At 40.2% G+C, this 21,085-nt stretch carries 18 protein-coding genes; 9 read left to right on the top strand and 9 right to left on the bottom strand.

Annotation, left to right across the window (positions count from 1 at the left end; all coding sequences use genetic code 11):
- The first annotated feature begins 73 nt into the window (after positions 1–73).
- Complete coding sequence (lysC, locus tag MTF67_RS10265; RefSeq protein WP_248519466.1) at positions 74–1,453, top strand: lysine-sensitive aspartokinase 3; 1,380 nt, start codon at positions 74–76, stop codon at positions 1,451–1,453.
- Between the two features lie 153 nt (positions 1,454–1,606).
- On the opposite strand, the gene MTF67_RS10260 is transcribed toward lysC, so the two are convergent.
- A complete protein-coding gene (locus tag MTF67_RS10260; RefSeq protein WP_248519465.1) occupies positions 1,607–2,362 on the bottom strand; it encodes a 4'-phosphopantetheinyl transferase superfamily protein in 756 nt (251 codons plus the stop codon).
- Positions 2,363–2,502: 140 nt separating this feature from the next.
- Here MTF67_RS10260 and MTF67_RS10255 point away from each other — a divergent pair, with 140 nt between their 5' ends.
- The gene (locus MTF67_RS10255) at positions 2,503–3,825 is read left to right on the top strand and encodes a sodium-dependent transporter (RefSeq protein WP_008130843.1); all 1,323 of its coding nucleotides are present in this window, start codon (positions 2,503–2,505) and stop codon (positions 3,823–3,825) included.
- 4 nt (positions 3,826–3,829) lie between these two features.
- Here the strand turns inward: MTF67_RS10255 and MTF67_RS10250 are convergent, their stop codons facing one another.
- From MTF67_RS10250 to MTF67_RS10240, 3 genes are all read right to left on the bottom strand, one after another.
- On the bottom strand, positions 3,830–4,504 hold the full coding sequence (locus MTF67_RS10250) for an NYN domain-containing protein (protein ID WP_039037867.1): 675 nt from the start codon (positions 4,502–4,504) through the stop codon (positions 3,830–3,832).
- 86 nt (positions 4,505–4,590) lie between these two features.
- The gene (locus tag MTF67_RS10245; protein ID WP_248519464.1) at positions 4,591–5,577 is read right to left on the bottom strand and encodes a 2-hydroxyacid dehydrogenase; all 987 of its coding nucleotides are present in this window, start codon (positions 5,575–5,577) and stop codon (positions 4,591–4,593) included.
- 95 nt (positions 5,578–5,672) lie between these two features.
- Positions 5,673–6,224, bottom strand: coding sequence for a glutathione peroxidase (locus tag MTF67_RS10240; RefSeq protein ID WP_248519463.1), 552 nt, complete (start codon positions 6,222–6,224; stop codon positions 5,673–5,675).
- A 121-nt stretch (positions 6,225–6,345) separates the two neighbouring features.
- On the opposite strand from MTF67_RS10240, the gene MTF67_RS10235 reads away from it, so the two are divergent.
- Complete coding sequence (locus MTF67_RS10235; RefSeq protein WP_248519462.1) at positions 6,346–7,227, top strand: NAD(P)-dependent oxidoreductase; 882 nt, start codon at positions 6,346–6,348, stop codon at positions 7,225–7,227.
- A gap of 628 nt (positions 7,228–7,855) precedes the next feature.
- Here the strand turns inward: MTF67_RS10235 and sbcB are convergent.
- The gene (gene sbcB, locus MTF67_RS10230) at positions 7,856–9,301 is read right to left on the bottom strand and encodes an exodeoxyribonuclease I (RefSeq protein ID WP_248519461.1); all 1,446 of its coding nucleotides are present in this window, start codon (positions 9,299–9,301) and stop codon (positions 7,856–7,858) included.
- A 201-nt stretch (positions 9,302–9,502) separates the two neighbouring features.
- Here sbcB and MTF67_RS10225 point away from each other — a divergent pair, with 201 nt between their 5' ends.
- From MTF67_RS10225 to MTF67_RS10210, 4 genes are all read left to right on the top strand, one after another.
- Positions 9,503–10,315, top strand: coding sequence for an alpha/beta hydrolase (locus MTF67_RS10225; RefSeq protein ID WP_248519526.1), 813 nt, complete (start codon positions 9,503–9,505; stop codon positions 10,313–10,315).
- A 185-nt stretch (positions 10,316–10,500) separates the two neighbouring features.
- Positions 10,501–10,905, top strand: a complete 405-nt coding sequence (locus MTF67_RS10220) for a hypothetical protein (protein WP_006792271.1) — start codon at positions 10,501–10,503, stop codon at positions 10,903–10,905.
- 306 nt (positions 10,906–11,211) lie between these two features.
- On the top strand, positions 11,212–11,619 hold the full coding sequence (locus MTF67_RS10215) for a hypothetical protein (protein WP_006792270.1): 408 nt from the start codon (positions 11,212–11,214) through the stop codon (positions 11,617–11,619).
- 146 nt (positions 11,620–11,765) lie between these two features.
- Positions 11,766–12,293, top strand: coding sequence for a M23 family metallopeptidase (locus MTF67_RS10210; RefSeq protein WP_248519460.1), 528 nt, complete (start codon positions 11,766–11,768; stop codon positions 12,291–12,293).
- Positions 12,294–12,326: 33 nt separating this feature from the next.
- Here MTF67_RS10210 and MTF67_RS10205 read toward each other — a convergent pair whose 3' ends face one another.
- Complete coding sequence (locus MTF67_RS10205; protein ID WP_039037823.1) at positions 12,327–13,274, bottom strand: sodium-dependent bicarbonate transport family permease; 948 nt, start codon at positions 13,272–13,274, stop codon at positions 12,327–12,329.
- 113 nt (positions 13,275–13,387) lie between these two features.
- On the opposite strand from MTF67_RS10205, the gene MTF67_RS10200 reads away from it, so the two are divergent.
- Positions 13,388–14,332, top strand: a complete 945-nt coding sequence (locus tag MTF67_RS10200; protein WP_248519459.1) for a LysR substrate-binding domain-containing protein — start codon at positions 13,388–13,390, stop codon at positions 14,330–14,332.
- Here the strand turns inward: MTF67_RS10200 and MTF67_RS10195 are convergent.
- From MTF67_RS10195 to MTF67_RS10185, 3 genes are all read right to left on the bottom strand, one after another.
- A complete protein-coding gene (locus tag MTF67_RS10195; RefSeq protein WP_058429062.1) occupies positions 14,329–15,330 on the bottom strand; it encodes a LacI family DNA-binding transcriptional regulator in 1,002 nt (333 codons plus the stop codon). The genes MTF67_RS10200 and MTF67_RS10195 overlap by 4 nt on opposite strands.
- Before the next feature lie 70 nt (positions 15,331–15,400).
- A complete protein-coding gene (locus tag MTF67_RS10190) occupies positions 15,401–16,927 on the bottom strand; it encodes an MFS transporter (RefSeq protein WP_248519458.1) in 1,527 nt (508 codons plus the stop codon).
- A gap of 32 nt (positions 16,928–16,959) precedes the next feature.
- Complete coding sequence (locus MTF67_RS10185; RefSeq protein ID WP_248519457.1) at positions 16,960–18,288, bottom strand: GH1 family beta-glucosidase; 1,329 nt, start codon at positions 18,286–18,288, stop codon at positions 16,960–16,962.
- A gap of 224 nt (positions 18,289–18,512) precedes the next feature.
- On the opposite strand from MTF67_RS10185, the gene MTF67_RS10180 reads away from it, so the two are divergent.
- Positions 18,513–21,080, top strand: a complete 2,568-nt coding sequence (locus MTF67_RS10180) for a glycoside hydrolase family 3 N-terminal domain-containing protein (RefSeq protein WP_248519456.1) — start codon at positions 18,513–18,515, stop codon at positions 21,078–21,080.
- The last annotated feature ends 5 nt before the right edge of the window (positions 21,081–21,085 follow it).

Raw genomic sequence — 21,085 nt, 5'->3', positions numbered from 1 at the left:
ATTTACCTTCAAGCATTCACTTGCCAAGTTCTTCTTGTTTTATCGCGGTTTGGATACCGCAAAAGGAGACTAAATGACTACCCAATCAGTGCCGCAAGCAGTATCGGACGTTAAATCAGATTACATCGTTGCCAAATTTGGCGGAACCAGTGTGGCTAACTTTGATGCGATGAGTCGTTGTAGCGAAATTATTGTTGCCGATAAAAGCGTGCGTATTGTTGCTGTAAGCGCCAGTGCCGGCGTAACTAATCATTTGGTTGCACTGTGTAAATCAAGCATCACCCCACAGCAGCGCCAAGAACACATTAGTGGCGTGCTAGCCATTCAACAGGCTATTTTAGATGAGTTATCGCTTGATGCCGATTTAGCCGTAGGTTTTAACGAAACTTTAAAAGCATTCCAAACGCTAGCGCTTGAAACACTGACAACTGATCAGCAGCACGATGAGTTACTTAGCTTTGGTGAGCGTTTATCGTCGTACTTATTTGCGCAAGTGCTGCGTTTAAAAGGGTTAAATGCCGATCGCTTTGATGTACGCCAAGTACTTAAAACAGATAGTCAGTTTGGAAAAGCAACGCCAAATGTTAGCGCAACAGCACAAGCTGCTAAAGAATATTTGATCCCACTGTTAGATGATCAAGTTATTGTAACCCAAGGTTTTGTTGGCAGTGACGAATTTGGACAAACAACAACGCTTGGCCGTGGTGGGTCCGACTACAGTGCCGCTTTACTTGCTGAGGCAATAAACGCCAAAAGCGTACATATTTGGACTGATGTTGTGGGTATTTTTAGTACCGATCCGCGATTATGTGTAAAGGCATCACCCATTGCTCGCTTAAGCTTTGATGAAGCCGCTGAAATGGCTACCTTTGGTGCAAAGGTATTGCATCCAGCTACTATTTTACCCGCTAGCCGTAGTCATATTAATGTGTTTGTTGGATCAAGCCGCGAGCCTGAACGTGGTGGTACGTGGATAGAGCGTGAAAAATCGCAGCAGCCAGGAATTCGCGCGGTAACCCAACGTAAAAATCAAATTTTGCTCACCCTTAAAAGCCCTGAAATGTTATTGGCTAGTGGCTTTTTAGCCCGTGTATTTACTATTTTAAGCGAGTTTAATATATCGGTTGATTTGGTAACTACGTCTGAAATTAGTGTAGCAATAACGCTTGATAATGCGCCTAACGCGTCGCGCCCAGAGCTCGACCAAGCGTGTTTAGATAAGCTTGCTGAATTTTGCCATGTGTCGGTTGAAAACAACTTAACACTGGTGGCACTTATTGGCTCTGAGATTCAACTTCGCCAACACGAAATGAACTTAATGCAGGTATTAAGTGATTTTAATATTCGCTTAATTTGTCATGGTGCAAGCAAGCACAACCTATGCTTTTTAGTCGAGCAAAGTGAATCTGATAATGTGGTTCAGGCTATTCATAGCCGTTTGTTAGAAGCTTAACTAGCAATATCAATTCGCAATAATACTTAATCATTTTTAGGGGCTAAAAGTGTCGCTATCTGCGTTAAAAAATTCTCATTTAGAACAACTAAATAACGAATTTTTTGCCTAGCTATCACCACGTTTATCTATCCTCAAAATAGATCACTTAATTTAGCGGATTGGTATAAGCGAGACATCGGTTAACACAAAGCACCGCCAGTCGGTGCTTTTTTTATGCACTAAGGTTAAATCAAACGTCTCTGTTTGCGTGTTTACTACTTGGCTGCTTGCGGCCAAGCTTACTAAGGTTAATTCGTTAAATACGTTGGGGCTAAGTAATTTGGCAATAGGGCGACTAGTTGCTTTAGCTAATGACTCTTTTAATGTCCAAATTCTAAAAAAGGTATTGGCTTGGCTTTGCGTATTAGGTTGAGACGTAATTAATGTAACTTCGTCTGTGTGGTAAAAATGCTTGGCTAGTTTTTCAAACGGGCGCGTTAAGCTAATTTTTTCAAGGTCGAAGCCAAACGTCTCGCTTTCTAAATTTAAAGCAACCCCAACAAAACCATGAGAGTGCGATATACACGTATTAATAACGCATTCGTCAATATGCAGCTCTAATTTAGCTGTGGATTGGTTAAAGCTTGTGTTAATGGCATTTAATGGCACATTTGAAAATTCAGGGTGGGTGGTTTTCACAAGCAATTTTAAAAGTAAGCGGCTTGCTACATATTCTTTTTTAGCTATTTGGTTTTTACGGCGGTTAATAACGGTTAATTCAAATTCGCTGAGTAAGCTTGCCAAGTTGTAATTAGCCAAATTAAGAGTATTAGCGTCGAACAACAAAACGGTACTTTGGCCTTTAGGTAAATTGGCAAAATCTGTTGGTGTTATGGTTAAGGCGTTATTAAAAAAATGTGCGGTCATATCAGCTCAAAAAGTAAAAAGTCGTTGTTATTGTGAGCAGTTAACGCGACAAACAAAGGCTGAATACAATTTTATTACTCAGCTGGCATTAAATATGGTTTAATTCACAACAATCAAAATAATAACAGATTTGTAGATGTATGGCACAAATGCGTGATGGGTTTCAAAGCCGACTTGGTTTTGTTTTAGCCGCTGCTGGCGCGGCAGTGGGTTTGGGTAATATTTGGGGATTTCCTACACAAGCTGCTAATCATGGCGGTGGAGCATTTTTACTCGTCTATTTTCTGGTTATCTTTTTATTGGCGTTACCGGCGCTATATACCGAGCTTTATTTAGGCCATAACGCACAAGCAAATCCGGTAAAAGCGCTGGGTAACGCATGGCAAGATAGCAACCGTAAAATAGGTGCAGCTGCGGGCTATATTGGCCTTGCGGGCGCTGTAGTTATGTTGAGTTTTTATTCAATTGTGGCAGGGTGGATGCTGTCGTACGCAATTGAGCCAGTTACAACGTTTGTTGGTTTGCACAGTGTGAGCGAGTTTTTACACAGTGACTCGCAAGCCCGTAATTTTGTATTTACACCATTAATGCTTATTTTAACGGCCTGTATTATTTTAAAGGGTGTTAAATCGGGTATTGAAACCTGGTCGCGCCGACTGATGCCTATGTTATTGGTGTTACTTGTTGCGCTAATTGCTTATATAGCCACTTTGGATGGCGCAAGTGAAGGCTTTGCAGCGTATTTAATGCCTAACTTTAGTCAAATACTCGATCCAAATTTAATTATTGCCGCTATGGGACAAGCGTTCTTTTCGTTGTCGTTAGGGGTGGGGTGTATGATGATTTACGGCTCGTATTTACAGCCTGATGCCAATTTACCAAAACTAACGGCAAGTGTTGCATTACTTGATACGAGCGTTGCATTTTTAGCTGGTTTACTTATTATTCCGGCTATTTATGTTGCACAGCATAATGGCGTTGAGGTATTTAGTGGCGGTAAATTAATAGGTGAAGGGCAGCTTATATTTGCCATTTTACCTGAGTTATTTAATACCATGGGAGAAATAGGGTTACTGGTTGGTTTATTGTTTTTTGTTTTGATGTCGATAGCGTCTGTGACCTCGACTATTTCGTCTACTGAAATTCCGGTTGCGTTTTTAGTTGAAAACCACAATGTAAACCGAACTAAAGCCACGTGGTTGGTAAGCTTAGTGGTTTTAATATGTGCGAGTGCAATTATAGTAAACTTTGATTGGTTATTTGGTTTAGTTATTATGGTGTTTACTCAGTACCAACTTCCGTTAATGGGGTTATTTTACTTTATAACGGTTGGCTGGATGTTCAAACGAGGTAATAAGTTACACCAAGCTAGCACCGGCGCACATTTTTGGTTTGCCCAGTATATTCGTTTTGTATGCCCAATATTAATGACCTTGGTGTTTGCAAACGTCGCGTTTGGTTAATAACTTAATGCAACGAGACTAAAAAGCCTCCGTCGGGGGCTTTTTGCATTTTAAAATGCTGATCGTGATATTTAAAATATTGATAAAGCTTACTTACGCCTAGCTGCTTTTTTGTAATGTTAAATATTCGATGAAGATAGGTACCAACATCGACTGTTTCAGAGAGTCCAGTTTTTGCATGTTGTGTGTTCTCAACGGCTTCTTTCACCAGTGCTAAATGGTAGGTATCAACAGAGGCAATACTTTTATTTTTTACTTTGGGTATGGTGTTTTGTTTACCTAAAATATAAAAATCATCAAAATAGTGTTTAGCGCTCGCTGTATTATTACCAAACCCTATTACTTTTTTACCATTTCGTCTTAAAAAGTGTACTAGCGCCGCAAAGTCAGAATCAGATGACGCTATTGCAAAAGTGTCAATCGGCGAGACATACAATGACTCCATAACCCCGACAGTTAACGCAATATCGGCAGCATTACTTTTCGATTTTACAAGTTTTTCTTGGTACACCATTTCTATAGCAAAGCGCGAGCATATATTCACCCAAGGTTTTAGCTGTACAGCCCCAAAGTTGCCATATGCTTTTTTAACCTCAATATGTTCAAACTTAGCCATTATTTGCTCTATATATTTATGGCTTATATTTTCTGCATCTATGAATAACGCTGTTTTTTCCATTTAAACACCTGCTAAAAAAGCCATTAAATATAACTAATTGATACCACTGCAATGCATATTTTGGCAAGTGTAAATGGCTATAAATGTTAATTTTTAAAAACGGAGTTAGTAAGCGGTTTACCCTGTTCAACCTCAAGAGCATTTGTAATGGTGGTGTTTGCTATTTCGGTGAGCGCTTCTTGAGTAAAAAAGCCTTGATGCCCGGTGATCAGAACATTTTTAAAACCAACTAAACGGGAAAATATATCGTCTTGGTTTATTTCGTCGCTGTGGTTTTTAAAAAACAGTTCGGATTCTTGCTCGTATACATCTAGTCCTAAGTAACCTAGTTTTTGTGTTTTAAGTGCTTGTATGCAGGCTTTGCTGTCGAGTAATGCACCACGTGAGGTGTTGATAAGCATAACGCCGGGCTTCATTTTAGCGAAAGCATGTTCATCGATTAAATGATGGGTTTGATCGTTTAGTGGGCAATGCAGCGAAATAATATCGCTTTGGGTAAGTAACGTGTTTAAGTCGGTAATGGAGTAGTTACCCGGTATTGCATTTGGGTCGCACACTAAAACGTTTGCGCCAAATCCATTGAGTATATTACACAGTGCTAAGCCAATTTTTCCGCACCCAATAATGCCCACTGTTTTGTTGTGCAAGTTAAAGCCAAGTAACCCATTTAGATCAAAGTTGTCTTCGCGCACGCGGTTGTAAGCTTTATGTGTTTTTCGGCTCAGTGTAAGCATAAGCGCAATACAATGCTCAGCTACGGCTTCGGGACTGTATGCTGGTACACGCAAAACATGAATGTTATGTGCTTTTGCCGCATCTAAATCAACATTATTAAAACCGGCACAGCGCAGTAATATAGTATTTACACCTTGGGCTGCTAATAGCCTTATAACTTGAGCATTAACTGTATCGTTTACAAATACACACACTGAATTGTAATTGCTTGCTAACACCGCAGTTTGCTCGTTAAGCGATTGCTCAAAATAGGTTATTGCTAAGTTATTATGAGTTGCAATACTCTGTTCAAAAAAAGGTTTTTCGTACTTTTGTGCGCTAAAAAAAGCAATGTTCATAGTATGGCTCCAATAATTTGGTGCGTTTAAAATAGTAAACCTGTTTAAATTAAACTACGTTACTGCCATGTGCTCAAGTAGCGATTACTTTTTATTTACAGCGCTGTGCGTCTATTTAAAGCAGACATAATGTGTGTTGCTTTTATGTCACTTGATTCAACGGCTTTCTGTAGGTGTGTTTCGATAACCTGTTTAAGTGTTTCAGGTTTAGTACGCGGTGCATAGCGTGCGACTAATTGCCCCTGTGAGTTAATTAAAAACTTTGTGAAATTCCATTTCACTGCACGGTTTTGTGAAATACCGCGGGTATGGCATTTTAAATAGCTAAATAAAGGGTGAGCGTCTGGGCCATTTACCATAACTTTACCAAATACTTTAAACGAAACACCAAACTGCATTTGGTAAAAATCTCTAATAGCTAAATTATCAAGTGGCTCGTTTTGTCCAAATTGGTTACATGGGAATGCAAGTACCGTAAAGCCACGATCCTTGTACTCTTGGTATAGCTTTTCTAGAGCATTTAATTGCATTGAAAAACTACATTTACTGGCTGTATTGACAATGAGTACGGTTTTGCCTTTTAACTCGCTTAAAGAAAAATTCTCACTGTTATAAAGTGGTGCATTAAACTGATAAATACTATCCATTGGTTACCTACTTAATTTCCAATTGGTGGAAATTTTACAAAGACTTTCATTCGCTTTTTTGTTGGCCGGTTGACATAATCGGGACCTAGTTTCTAAGTTAGCAGTTAAATAGGTCATTTTTATGTCAATGAAAGTCGCATTTATAGGTTTAGGCGTAATGGGTTACCCAATGGCGGGGCATTTAGCCAATAAAGGTCATAGCGTATGTGTATTTAATCGTACGCAATCAAAGGCGCAAAGTTGGGCTGAACAATACAAAGGAAGCGTTGCAGATACCCCACGCGAAGCTGCTCAAGGCGCTGATATTGTGTTTATGTGTGTGGGTAACGACGACGATTTACGTTCTGTAGTTTATGGCGACGACGGTGTTTTGGCGGGTATGTTACCGCACACCATATTAGTTGATCACACAACAACCTCTGCAGAAGTTGCCCGAGAAGTAGCTGCAAAAGCGGCGCTGCAAAATATTGACTTTATCGATGCGCCAGTGTCCGGCGGACAAGCCGGGGCAGAAAATGGCGTTTTAACAGTAATGGCTGGTGGCAATGAAGCCGTATTTGCAAAAGTACAGCCTGTAATGGCGGCGTTTAGCCGTTTTAGCCAATTGTTAGGTGGCGTAGGCTCGGGCCAGCTTTGTAAAATGGTTAATCAAATTTGTATTGCCGGTGTTGTACAGGGTTTAGCCGAGGGCTTACATTTTGCTAAGCAAGCAGGGCTTGATGGCGAAAAAGTAATTGAAACCATTTCTAAAGGTGCTGCAGGGTCGTGGCAAATGGAAAACCGTTACAAAACAATGTGGGCAGGCGAATACGATTTTGGTTTTGCGGTAGATTGGATGCGCAAAGATTTAGGCATTGCACTTGCTGAAGCTAAAAACAATGGTGCGACGTTGCCAATGACTGCAACAGTCGACCAATACTACGCCGATGTACAAGCATTTGGTGGCGGCCGATACGACACTTCAAGCCTACTTGCACGAATAGAAGCGCTGCATAAAAAATAACTATGTATGTGTTTTAAATTAAACAGGTTTCGCGTTTAACTTGTAGACGCGAAGCTTGCCTGCTTAGCGGGTAATGCCCATAAGTGATTTATTCACAAAGAGGGAAAGAGGCGCTGCGCTTTTAGAGGCAGTGATAGTGCTAAAAAGGTTGTTATTGGTTCATGTTTCCTCATTTACTTCTCATTTGTTCTCTTTGTGCAAAAATTTTTTATTTTAAAAGCTACGCTTTCGCGTTAGTAAGCTTAAGGCCTATCGGCTGAGTAAAAATTATTGCTTGTTTTGTAGACGCGAAGCTTGTTTGCGTGACGGGCAAAGCCCGTAAAGTGATTTATTCACAAAGAGGATAAGAGGCGCTGCGCTTTTAGAGGGAAAGATTAATTAAAAGCTGTTTGTGGCTTATATTTGCTCATTTACTCCTCTTTGTGCAAATGTTTTTATCTTAAAAGCTACGCTTTTCACGTGAGCAAGCTCTACGTCTACCGCGATGGTGTAGATATGGGTTTTACTTGTAGACGCGAAGCTTGCTTGCGTGATGGGCGAAGCCCATAATAATTTAAACAAAAACGCGACGCTTAAATTACTAAAGCGTCGCGTTTTTATATGCGCTGACCAATACGCTTAAAGCAATTTACATGCTCTGCGCGTAGTTATATAAAGCCTTTAAAATGGTTAGGTTTTTTTCGCTGTCGTCGTGCTCATGGGCCAAGTTTTCAAGGGTGATCATAAAATCTTGTGCGCTGATTGATGGTTGATCTTCCCCATGCATTAACTTGTTTTGGCAATACTGGCGCCATTGATCAAGTTCTTGCTGGTTTAGTGTTTCTGGCCAGTTTCGCGCACGGTATCTAAACAGTAATGTATTAAACTTTTTATCTTCAAAATCTAAATTTAAACCCGCTAGCTCGTCTGGCTTAGCATCGCGAATAATCGCAAATTTAGCTTTGTCGGCGTGGTTTGTAAAGCCATCGTAAAGTAAGTAATCAACATTAGTGGTTGCGCTGTAATCGCCTTGCTCGTTAAACACTTCAGTTACTTTATCGCGAAGCTCGGTATTGGCTTTTAAAATAGCTAAATTAGCGAGGCACTGCTCGCGGTCAATGCCTAAACGGGCTGCGTTTTCAGGCAATAATGTTTTTGCAGGCGCTAAAATAGGGCACTTGTTTAAATGCACCAGTTTTAAGCCAACAGGTAAATCGCCCTCGGCTAAATCTACGCGTTTGGTGTATAAACGTTTACGTAATTCTTCTACATTTAAATCAAGCAACACTTGCGGGCTTTGGGTTAAATCAAAACAAATAACCGCGTTTTTATTGACCGGATGAAAGCTCATAGGCGCCACCCACGTTGTACAACCTTGCGTTGCAGGAATGCGTGACGAGGTATGTACCAGCGGCGTCATGTTAAATACATCAACTAACTCGCCAAGCGCTTTTTTATTACGTAGCCCAAAAAAGAAGTTATACAGCTTTGGTTGCTTTTCTTTTATAAGTTTAGCCAGTGCAATAGTGGCAGTTACATCGCTTAGCGCATCGTGCGCAGCGGCGTGTTCAATACCGTTGGCTACTGTTAAATGCTCAAGCTTAAAGCTTGGGCTACCGTCTTCTTTTAACGGCCATTCAATACCTTCAGGGCGAAGAGCATAGCAAGCGCGTACTAAATCAATAATATCCCAGCGGCTATTATTATTTTTATATTCACGCTCGTACGGGTCGTAAAAGTTACGGTAAAAACTATAACGGCTTACTTCGTCATCAAAGCGAATACTGTTATAACCTGCCACACAGGTGTTTGGCATACTAAATTCGGCATGAATTTTTGCTATAAACTCAGCCTCAACCAAGCCTTTTTTCATCGCTACTTGTGGCGTAATACCGGTGATTAAACATGCCTCAGGGTGGGGCAAGTAATCCGCTTGCGGCTTACAATATTCAATAAGCGGCTCGCCAATAATGTTTAAATCAAGATCGGTACGAATACCTGCAAATTGGCTCGGCTTATCCTTTTGAGGGCTCGCCCCCCAAGTTTCATAATCGTGCCAATAGATTGTTGCTTGATTTTGCTCTTGATATGCCATAGTAAACCCTGAGTAGTTAACTTAAAAACGCCTAAATATGCGCCAAGTTACTAAAATAATGAATTATTTAGATTATGGCATATGGGCGAGGGAGTTTATAGGTACCTTAATTTAAACTTTAGAAATTTTAACTATTACCGCTGGAAGTCATATTTAATATCGCATATGGTATTTTTTAAATTAACTTAAGTAAAAAATATGATGAGAATACTCTTTACCGCAATCATTTTTTATTCGCTTTTCATTCCACACGGTGTAATAGCCTGTACGGCTAAGGTTCAAGTAAATGGTTTTGACGTTGAATACGAATTAGCAGGTGATGGTAAACATACCATTTTACTTGAAGCGGGTGGCTCTGCTGGTTTAAGTGATTGGGATCCGATTTTTGAATCACTTACCAAGCACGCGAAAGTTATACGGTATTCTCGTATTGGTAATGGCGGCTCTGCACAAATAAAGAAAAATTATAGCTCTGAAGAATATGCAGCAGAGGCTTTGCGATTGCTAAAAGTACTTAAAGTAGAAGAGCCTGTTGTATATATTGCCCACTCTTATGGTGCTTATATTGCGCGTGTATTTGCTGCAACATACCCTAACAGTATTAAAGCGTTGATGTTAATTGAGCCTGCATCAGAGCATGATGTAGATATTATGCGCGCAATTGATTTGGCCCGTGCAGAAAAAGAAATTGCTGCAATAAAGCTGGATGATATGAAAAATGGTATGTCGAATCAGTATTTAGATTTTTGGGCAAAACGCCCACTACCTGATTACCCTCAAATTGCTGATATACCCGTGACTGTGATCGCCTCCGTTAAAAAGTATAAAGAGCCACCTGTATTATTTTTTACCGACCAAGCGCGTGAAATGTGGGGTGACTTACATTCAAAGTGGGCTAATGCATTTCCACAAGGTGGAATAGTAATCACAAATAAAAGCTATCACTATCCACAAAATGATGAGCCAAAAATGGTTGTAACCCAGATAGTTAAGTTACTTGAACGCACTCAATAAGTTTAAATTTTTGGTTGTTTTGATAAGTATCAATTTTCGAAATTAATGTTCGGCATTAGACTAAAGTCTATAGGTTAGATTTCTTCACTTATTAGGTTTGTTTTTATCGTTTGTCGGTTTGATGGGAATTCTCTAAAGTTCAGTTGTCGGCAACAAGCACGACTTAACCAAACAGGATTATGACCATGAAAACTTTTATCAAAACTATCGCTCTTAGCTCTCTACTTACTTGTTCAGCTGCTGCAATGGCTGATCAAAGTGATTACAAATTAATGGTTATCGAAACTGCAACAGCGCCGCAGCCACTTGAGCAATCTTTTAACAGCTGCGCACTTAATGTTAAGTCAAAAAACTATGCACAAGCTGAAGAAGTTTGTACTAAAGCAATTGCGCTTTTAAAGGATGCTGACGCACCACGTTTTAAAGTACGCCAGCTTACTTCATACGCACTAAGTAACCGTGGTGTTGCGCGTTTGAAATCGAATAACGAAACAGCTGCTTTAGCCGATTTGTACGAAGCTAACCAAATGTCTAACAGCACTATGGTATCGCACAATTTAAATCGCGCTAAAGAAGAGCTTTCTTTATAAGCTGCTTTAGCAAGCACATTTTAAAAAAGCCCCGGCTAGGTTTAACCTGCTGGGGCTTTTTTGTATCAGCATTATTGTAGTTTGTACGATTACGTTCTTATTGCTAAGAGTAATCGCATTACCCATAGTTTATTAAATGTAAGCACCTAAAAAGTAAGTATATTTATAATGGCGTTAGACTAAAATCTATAGGTTAATTTTATTCACTTATTGAGTTTGTTTTTATCGTTTGTGAGGTTTGAGCTTTTACTCTAAAGTTCAGTTGTCGGCAACAAGCACGACTCACTTAATTAGGAAAGGCAAACCATGAAACGTACACTTTTAAAAACCATCGCTCTTGGCTCATTATTAACTTGCTCTGCAGCTGTAATGGCTGATTCAAGTGACTACAAATTAATGGTTATTGAAGCGCAAACAGCGCCGCAGCCGCTTGAACAATCGTTTAACAGCTGCGCACTTAACGTTAAGTCAAAAAACTACGCACAGGCTGAAGCTATTTGTACTAAAGCAATTGCACTTTTAAAAGATGCAGACGCACCACGATTTAAAGTACGCCAGCTTACTTCATTCGCGTTAAGCAACCGTGGTGTTGCGCGTTTAAAAGCGAACAACGAAACGGCTGGTCTTGCTGATTTATACGAAGCTAAATCAATGTCTAACAGCACAATGGTGTCGCACAATTTAACACGTGCTAAAGAAGAGCTTTCTTTATAATAAGTATTACCATAGTGAAAAAGCCGATGTGAGAGTGATCTTGCATCGGCTTTTTTGTGTTTACTGTTTTTTAAAGTGCTCATTATCTATTCATCATTGCGGGTTAATAATACATTTAATTGTTTAACTCAAAGCAGAATCCTATTTTGAAGCCCATAAAAATATTACTACTCAGCTTAGTCGCTATTATATTAACCATAGTATTAGCCCTGTTCGTTTTACCTGAAAAAATCACTAATCCCGTATTAGGGGCAACACCCAAAGATTGGAATCATGCTACTTTTTGGTATGAGCCATGGGGGAAGTCGGGTGTTCATAAAGGCATTGATATATTTGCTAAAAAAAATACGCATGTTGTTGCACCGGTTAATGGGATTGTTGTGTTTAGCGGTGAGCTTAAAAGAGGCGGTAAGGTAGTTGCAATACTCGGGCCTAAATGGCGGGTGCACTATGTAGCGCATTTAAATAGTTACAGTGTAAGTGAAGGCGACATTGTGAAGTTAAATGAAAATATTGGCTTATTGGGTAACACAGGAAATGCAGCGGGTAAGCCACCTCATGTTCATTATTCAATTGTGTCTTTATTTCCACTACCTTGGCTTGCAACAAGTGAAAGCCAAGGTTGGAAAAGAATGTTTTATATCAACCCACACACAAAACTGGTTAACCGTTAATGGGCAGTGGCAAATCACCGCGCTAAATGTTAGTTATTGAATAGCTACAGCAAGCTGATGATAAAGGCCAATACCTACGATTACATTGAACGGAAAAGTAACACCCAGCGAGCTAAGCATGGCAAGGCCTATATCGGCTTTAGGAATAGCGGCTTTGATTGCTGCAGGTGCTGCAATGTAAGAGGCACTGGCTACTAAGCTACCGAGTATAACCACTGAACCAAGTTCTAATCCTAATAAAGTACCTACGCCAACACCTACTGTGCCCAAACATAGTGGGGTAATAATAGCAAAAGTCGCTAATTTCCAATGTTGCCATGGGAAAGGGCGAAGTGTTTGTGCAGCTACTAATCCCATTTCTAGTAAAAATAAGGCGAGGACTACTTTAAAACTGCTTGTTAATAAGCTGGTAACCTGGCTGCCTTGCGATGTGCCGTACATCATGCCAATAATTACACCACCCACTAATAAAATAACACTTTTGTTAGTGAGGGTTTCGTGCCAGAGCGCTTTTAATGAGAGTGTACTTGTTTGGCCTGGGTCTTTATCGAGCTTGCGATAAAGTAATAAGCCAACAATAATAGCAGGAAGCTCTAGCATAACTAAATAGAGCGTTACTTCAGCGCCAACGGCTAAATTTGCAGATTCGGCATACGCTAACGCAACTGCGAACGTACCCGCACTCACCGAACCATAATGCGCCGCAATACTGGCGCTGTTAGCCACCGATAATTTGATAACGTATTTTAAAATGGGGTATAGCATTAGCGGAATAAGTGCACCTAAGAGCATCACTGTGCCCATTTCTGGTAGCAGTTGCCAGCTTAAATTGCCGTGAAGTACCATGCCGCCTTTTAAACCAATAGTTAGCATGAGTAATAAGCTTAGTGTTTCGTAGGTTGCTTTAGGAATGGTTAAATCTGAGCGTAATATTCCCGCTACTAATCCTAAAATAAAAAACATAACAACTATATCAGGCACAACATTTCCTTTTAAATATGAAATTAAGTGGCGCTATTGTATTTAAAACTTCGTATAGTAAATAATAAAATAAATACTAGTTAGGTATAAATAATTATCTATAGGTGGTGATTGTGGATTTACGACATATTTCATTTAGATTGCTCGAAGTGTTTATGAGCGTAGTAAAAACAGGCTCAATTAGTGAAACCGCGAGGCGATTGCACTTAACTCAGCCTACTGTATCGCTGCAAATTAAACGCTTACAAGAAGCCGTAGCTGAGCCGTTAATGGTTATGCAGCATCAAAAAATGCACGTGACCGAAGCTGGACTTGAGCTTTATAAAACCTGTCAGCAAGTATTTGGACACTTTGAAGATTACCAAGACTTTTTAACAGAACTAAATGGTGGTGAGCGAGGTAGGTGTAAAATAGCCATGGTCAATACCGCACAATATATTTTGCCCAAATTATTAGGACCCTATAGTAATTTACACCCGCATGTAGAGCTTCCACTAGAAATTGGTAACCGTGCAGAAGTGCTAAACCGATTTGAGCGTGGTGAAGACGATATTTACGTATTCAGCCATCCTCCATCGCTTGAACATGCGCAAGCTGCACGTTTTTTACATAATCCGCTTGAGTTTATTGTGCCGGTTAATCATCCGCTTGCACAATTAGAGTCAGTAAAGCTCAGCGACTTAATGCAATACCGATTTTTATTACGTGAAAATGGCTCGGCAACGCGCATGTTATTTGAAAGCGAGCTACAAAGCCGTGGTTTAGTACTGAGTGATTCAGTGCAAATGGCTAGCAATGAAGCAATTAGAGTTGCGGTATCTTCGGGTATGGGAATAGCCGTTCTATCTCGCCATGTACTCGAAAAAGACGATGAAAGCTTTAAGGTATTAACTGTTACCGATACGCACTTAGCTAGCCATTGGTATTTTGTTATGCGAACCGACAGGCATATATCGCATGCTGCACGAAACTTTTTAAAATTTGCACAGCAACATTTAGAGCAATACCTCGATTCGCAGTGGGTACGAAACGAGTTAGATAATTTGCAACTAAATTAATTTATATCCGGGGTTGAGTCTCTTAAAATTAGCTTAGGCTCAAACACCTGAGTAACCGTTATGCCGCTTTTTTTATAAATATCTTTAAGCACTAAATTTGCTGCTGCACGGCCCATTTCGGGTACTGGGTTATCTATTGTGGTAAGCGTAGGGTAAAGGTAATTGGTAAAAATAACGTTATCAAACCCAATTATTGCTAAATCTTTAGGTATATTAAAGCCATGCTCGCGAGCGTATTTCATTGCACCCGATGCCATTTCGTCATTGGCGCACACAAGAGCCGTAATTTGTGCTTTATTTTGAATAAAATGACGCAGACCATCGCTGCCACCGGTTTCTTTAAAGTCGCCCACATAATACAAGCTTTCGTCAAAGGTGAGGCCATATTCTGCAAGCGCCTTTTTGTGGCCTTTTAAACGATCTGAGGCATCTTCTTTAAATTGTGGACCGGCAATATAAGCAATACGTTTATGCCCTTTATTGATCATAGCTTTTGTTGCAAGGTAGCCACCCATAACATTATCGAGACTAATGCAGTTTTGCTCTATTTCTTTAACGTAGCGACTCATTAAATAAATAGGGGTTTTACCTTTACTGAGCTCAATTAAATACTCGTTAGATACCGCTTCTACGTGAGCAATAATGGCGTCGCAATTACGGCTAATTAAAAATTCAAAACCGTTTTTTTCTTTTTTTTCATCACTGTGGCCGGGCGTAATAATTACGTGTTTACCAGCTATACGTAATTGCTCTTCAATGGCCGACATCATTTGTCCAAAAAACGGGCCGTCTAACTCAGACACTAAAATGCCTACACTGTTAGTGCGGCTTGATGCTAAAGAGCGTGCAATAGAGCTTGGCTGATAGCCGAGCTCTTTCATCGCCTCTAATACCTTTTTTTTAGTTTTTTTACTTACGTAGTCGTTGTCGTTAAGCACCCTAGAAACAGTTGATAAAGACACTCCTGCCATTTCTGATACTTGATAAATAGTCGCCATTTATATCCTAGCTTGTACGCATTTGTTTTAAATAAAATTTATAAAACATAAATTGTGATTAAATGTTAATTTACACATTACTGCGCCTAATTGCTAAATCTTCTGTTATTTTTTGGGTTAGTGCAGGTGTAAGCGGATAAATAAGCATCAACGCGGCGCCTAAAAATGCAAAAGCAGCAGGGATCCAGCTCATTAACAACTGCATAGCGGGAAGGGTTTGGTTAATTGTAAGCTCATCCATACCGTTATACCCATAGCTTGCAAGTACCACTAATACAAGTGCCCCAGCAAAACCACCTCCCGTTTTTTGTACAAAGGTGCCTGCAGAATAAATAAGCCCGGTTGCGCGGCGTTTATTTTTCCACTCGGAGTAGTCGGCAGAATCTCCCAGCATGCTAAAAAACAAAGTAGGCATCATAGCGGCAAAAAACTCAGCCGCGCACCCAAACGAAAATACAGCGACAATATTATTGCTAGGCACCCAATAAAATGCAGTGGTTAATAAGCCGCTTAGCAACAATGATGCAATAAATAAATTGCGTTTGCCCATAATTTCAGCCAGCTTGCCTGTAGCAAGTGCACCAAATATAGATACTATTAATAAGGCAATAAAATATTGCCCTGCCATGAGTTCATCAGCAACGTGGTACTTAAAGTAATAGGCAATAACACCATATTTTATGCCGTTAAACATCATGGTTAAAAAGCCAATACCCAATAAAACGAGCCACGGTTTATTTGTTAGTAAATCGACCATATCGCGCTGCGAACCGGTTAGGGTTTGTTTGTTTTTATTAAGTAGTTTTTTTATAACAACAGTCATTGCCGCCATAACTAAAGCAAAAAATAATCCGCTGTATAAATCGCGATAATAAAAAAACAGTGTTGTTGATAACAAAGGTAATATTATAAATGGTAGGTTTTTAGTTAAATCAAACAGTTCTGATTTTAAACACCCTTGCTCTGAAGCTGGGGCTATTACACGCTCTTTAGTGCTTACAAAGGTAATAACCATAAGCGCAATAAGTAAACTTGCGAATAAATACATAGTGAGCTGATAGCCCTTGGCGTTATCACCGCCTCCAAAATAAGCGACTAAGTCGGGTAAAAAGCCCATCACTAATAACCCGCCGGTAAACGCGCCTGCAAATCTGAATCCTGATAGCTTTGTGCGCTCGGTGTCATCGGGGGTCATTACGCCCATAAGTGCAGAGTAGGGTACGTTACTGACTGTATAAGCAAGTGTTAAACCAATATAAGTAACGTAGGCATAAATAAGTTTATTAGTTTCGCTAAAGTTTGGTGTGGTAAAGCACAGCACCATAAACAAACCTAAAAAGGGCGCGGAGTAGAGAATCCACGGCCTAAATTTTCCAAAGCGCGACTGCGTTCTATCGGCAATCATGCCCATAATTATATCGGTTACACCATCAGATAATCTAACCACTAAAAACAGCATGGCGGCCGCTGCAGCCGATATGCCAAAGGTGTCGGTATAAAATACCGCTAAATAGGCCAATGCGCCACGCCATACTAAATTAGCACCCGCGTCACCCATGGCATAACCGACTTTTTCGTATAAAGGGAGTTTGTTCACAGTGTGTGTTCTTATTGTTATAAGCCGATAATTTATCGGCTTGTTATGAGTTTAGTGTACGCTTTACCACTGGCTTTAACAGTTCGTTTTTGTGTGTTGTAGTCTACGTGTACTATACCAAAGCGTTTTAAATATCCTTCTGCCCATTCAAAATTATCCATCAGGCTCCACGCAAAGTAACCATCTACCTTAACACCTTGTGCTGTTGCATTATGTAGGGCATTTAAATGCTCTTGGTAATATTCAATACGATCGTTGTCTTTCACTTCACCGTCTTTAAATTCGTCAGCCATGGCTGCGCCATTTTCGGTAATATAAATAGGTGGTAGGGTGTATTTTTCGTTTAACGATACAAGTAACTCTGTAAGTGCTTTAGGGTAAATTTCCCAGCCAATATCGGTCATTGGGGCTTTGTGTGGTAGCTCATGATAAAAGTCTGTTTCGCTTGCTTGATAATGCATACGGGTATAAAAATTCACGCCTAAATAATCAAGTGGTTGTGCAATAATGTCCATATCGCCTGGTAAAATATCAGGGCGCTGGGCTTTAGGTAATTGGCTAATAATATCAGGGTATTGACCTTGCATTATTGGCTTCATATACCATTGATTTATGTAGTCATCAGCAAATGCAGTGGCGTTTAAATCTTCTTCGCATTGGGTAACTGGGTAACAAGGCGTAAAGTTAAGCACAATACCGTTGAGTGAATTAGGGCTATTTTTAGCAAGCACTTTCATCGCTAATCCGTGGCCAAGTAGTAAATGATGCGCAGCTTTTCGCCCGTATTCTCGCCCAACAATACCAGGTGCATGTACGCCAATTTCGTAGCCTAAATAAGAGCTACAAAATGGCTCGTTTAGTGTTGCGTAAGAATGTACTCGCTCACCAAAGGCTTTTGTAATTAAATCTGTGTAATGTGCAAATTCGTAAGCCGTGTTTCGGTTAAGCCAGCCGCCTTCGTCTTCAATATGTTGTGGTAAATCCCAGTGGTACAAAGTAACAAAAGCTTTGATATTACGACGTTTTAGCTCATCTAAAATATCGGTGTAAAACTTAACGCCTTTAGGGTTTAAATGGCCTTTTTTGGTCATTACACGGGGCCAAGAAATAGAAAGCCTGTAGGCGTCTACACCTAGCGACTCAATTAAGTCTATATCGTCTTGCCAACGAGTGTAGTGCTCGCAGGCTACATCGCCATTTGAATTATCAGCAATTTTACCTTCTTTACTACAAAAGGTATCCCAAATGCAGGGGAGGCGATCTGCTGCGCCACCCTCAATTTGAAAAGACGCTGTGGCCACACCGTAAGTAAAGTGTTTGGCTAAAAGTGGTGAGCCACTAGGTAAAGATAATTGTTTCATTAAGCGAAAACCCCTGCTTTATTTTTAGTAAATTTGCTTTTATAAAGTTAAAGTTGGAAGCGCTTCCATAATTAATTTGATTAATCGCCGGGTATAGTATTTAATAACTTTCAGGAAGCGCTTCCATATTTAGGTTAGTGGCTATTGTTTAACAGGTCAATAGTTATATTTAAATAAGCAAATTACATTATAAAAACACACCCAGACAACACAGGGCCATAACAATGAAAAAAAGCTTAAACACAAAAGCATTAAAAATTCTTTCCCTTTTAGTGGGAGGAATATGCGTTTTAACAGCCTGTAATAAACAGCAAACGCAAGTTAGTAACAATCATACTAACGCCTCGGAGCATGAGCAGGGCGATATAACACTTTGGCCAACTCTTAAAAACAAAGTACAAAAAAGTGCCGAGATTGAAAATACAATTGCTGGTTATTTAAAGTCGATGACGCTTGAGCAAAAAGTAGCGCAAATGATCCAACCAGAAATTCGCGATATAACCGTTGAAGATATGCGCAAATATGGGTTTGGATCTTATTTAAATGGTGGAGGCTCTTTTCCTGATGCTAATAAGCATGCTACTCCTGCTGACTGGATAGCGCTTGCAGAGAGTATGTATCAAGCATCGGTTGATGATACGCTTGATGGCAGTAAAATCCCTACCATGTGGGGCACCGATGCCGTACATGGACACAATAACGTCATTGGTGCGACGTTATTTCCACATAATATTGGTTTGGGTGCTGCTAATAACCCTGCGCTTATAGAGCAAATTGCAGCGGCAACAGCGGTAGAAGTAATGGCTACAGGGATTGATTGGGTGTTTGCACCTACCGTAGCTGTAGTGCGCGATGATCGCTGGGGCAGAACCTACGAAGGCTATTCAGAAGACCCTGCAATTGTTCGCGAGTATTCAGCCGCTATTGTAAATGGCTTACAAGGTAGAGCCGATGGCGACTTTTTAAGTGATAAACGCGTAATTAGTACTGTTAAGCACTTTTTAGGTGATGGCGGTACAGTGGATGGCGACGATCAAGGTAATAATATAGATACTGAAAAAGATTTGTACAACATACATGCGCAAGGTTATATAGGTGGCTTAACGGCAGGTAGTCAGTCTGTTATGGCGTCGTTTAATAGCTGGCATGGCAAAAAAAATCATGGCAATAAATACTTACTTACCGATGTACTCAAAACCAAAATGGGTTTTGATGGCTTCGTAGTGGGGGATTGGAATGGCCACGGGCAAGTTGCCGGCTGTACTAACGAAAGCTGCCCACAAGTGGTCAATGCGGGGCTTGATATTTTTATGGTGCCTACAGATGCTTGGAAACCACTTTATAACAATACAATAGCGCAAGTAAAAGCGGGTACTATTCCCATGGCTAGAATAGATGATGCCGTCGCGCGTATTTTGCGTGTTAAATTACGTGCAGGTTTATTTGAAAAACCAAGCCCTGCCAAGCGTAAATTCTCAGGTAAATTAGCGCTAATTGGTGCGCCAGCACATCGTGATATTGCCCGCCAAGCGGTGCAAGAGTCTTTATTACTGCTTAAAAACAATAACCATATATTACCGATTAACCCATCAAGCAATATACTTGTAGCAGGCGATGCGGCCAATAATATTGGTAAACAATCGGGTGGTTGGAGCATTACGTGGCAAGGCACCAACAATAAAAATGAAGACTTTCCTGGAGCCACCTCTATATATGCCGGGTTAAAAGCGCAAATAGATACAGCAGGCGGTATCGCTATTTTAAGCCCAAATGGCACTTTTGATACCAAACCCGATGTAGCCATTGTTGTATTTGGCGAAGAGCCATACGCAGAGGGGCATGGTGATAAAGACAACCTTGAGTTTGAACGAGGTAATAAACGCTCACTTAAAATTTTAAAAGCGTTAAAACAGCAAAATATACCGGTTGTATCTGTGTTTATATCGGGCAGACCAATGTGGGTTAATAGCGAGCTAAATGCATCTGATGCGTTTGTAGCTGCATGGCTTCCTGGCACTGAAGGCCAAGGCATTGCAGATGTTTTACTAGCGGATGTAAATGGGCAAGTACAACATGACTTTAAAGGTAAGCTATCGTTCTCGTGGCCCAAATCGCCACTGCAAACGGCTGTAAATAAGGGCGATGAACATTATGCACCGCTACTACCTTATGGATTTGGGTTAACCTATAAAGATAAAAGTACCCTTGCCAATAACCTAAATGAAGACTCAGGTGTTGATGTAAGCAACCTTGCGCCGCTGTCTATATTTAATGGTAGCTTTAAAACGCCGTGGCGTTTGTTTTTAAACTCTAATAACAAGCAGCATCAAGTGGCTAGCAATAGTGTAAAGCTTGGCGGCATTACTTATCGTACTGAAGATAAAACCATTCAAGAAGATGTGATGGCGTTTAATTTTATAGGCTCTAGCGCAAGCTATATTGAAATTAACAGTAACTTTACTGAAGACAAAGTAGCTTACATTGAGGCCAATTCAGCACTTAGTTTTAGTTATAAAATAAATACAATGCCAACAGAGCAAGTACAACTAGGTATGAAATGCGAGCAAGGCTGTGGTGGCGAGCTTAATATAACCAATGAGCTTAAAAATTCAGCCTTAAATACATGGCAAACCATGAGTATAGATTTAACCTGTTTTGCTAAAAAGGGCGTTGATTTTGCCAGAGTAACCAGCCCGTTTATTATTAAAACGGCAGGAGAGCTTAGCGTTTCAGTTGCAGATATTAGCTTTAAACCACAAAGCGCAAATAGCGCCACGGTTAAGTGTGAGTAATAAAG

Origin of the sequence: Pseudoalteromonas sp. 2CM32C (assembly GCF_023161925.1) — a bacterium.
Classification (GTDB): Bacteria; Pseudomonadota; Gammaproteobacteria; order Enterobacterales; family Alteromonadaceae; genus Pseudoalteromonas; species Pseudoalteromonas marina.
Note: the sequence above shows the minus strand (reverse complement) of the source record. Positions and strands in the feature narration are given on the sequence as shown.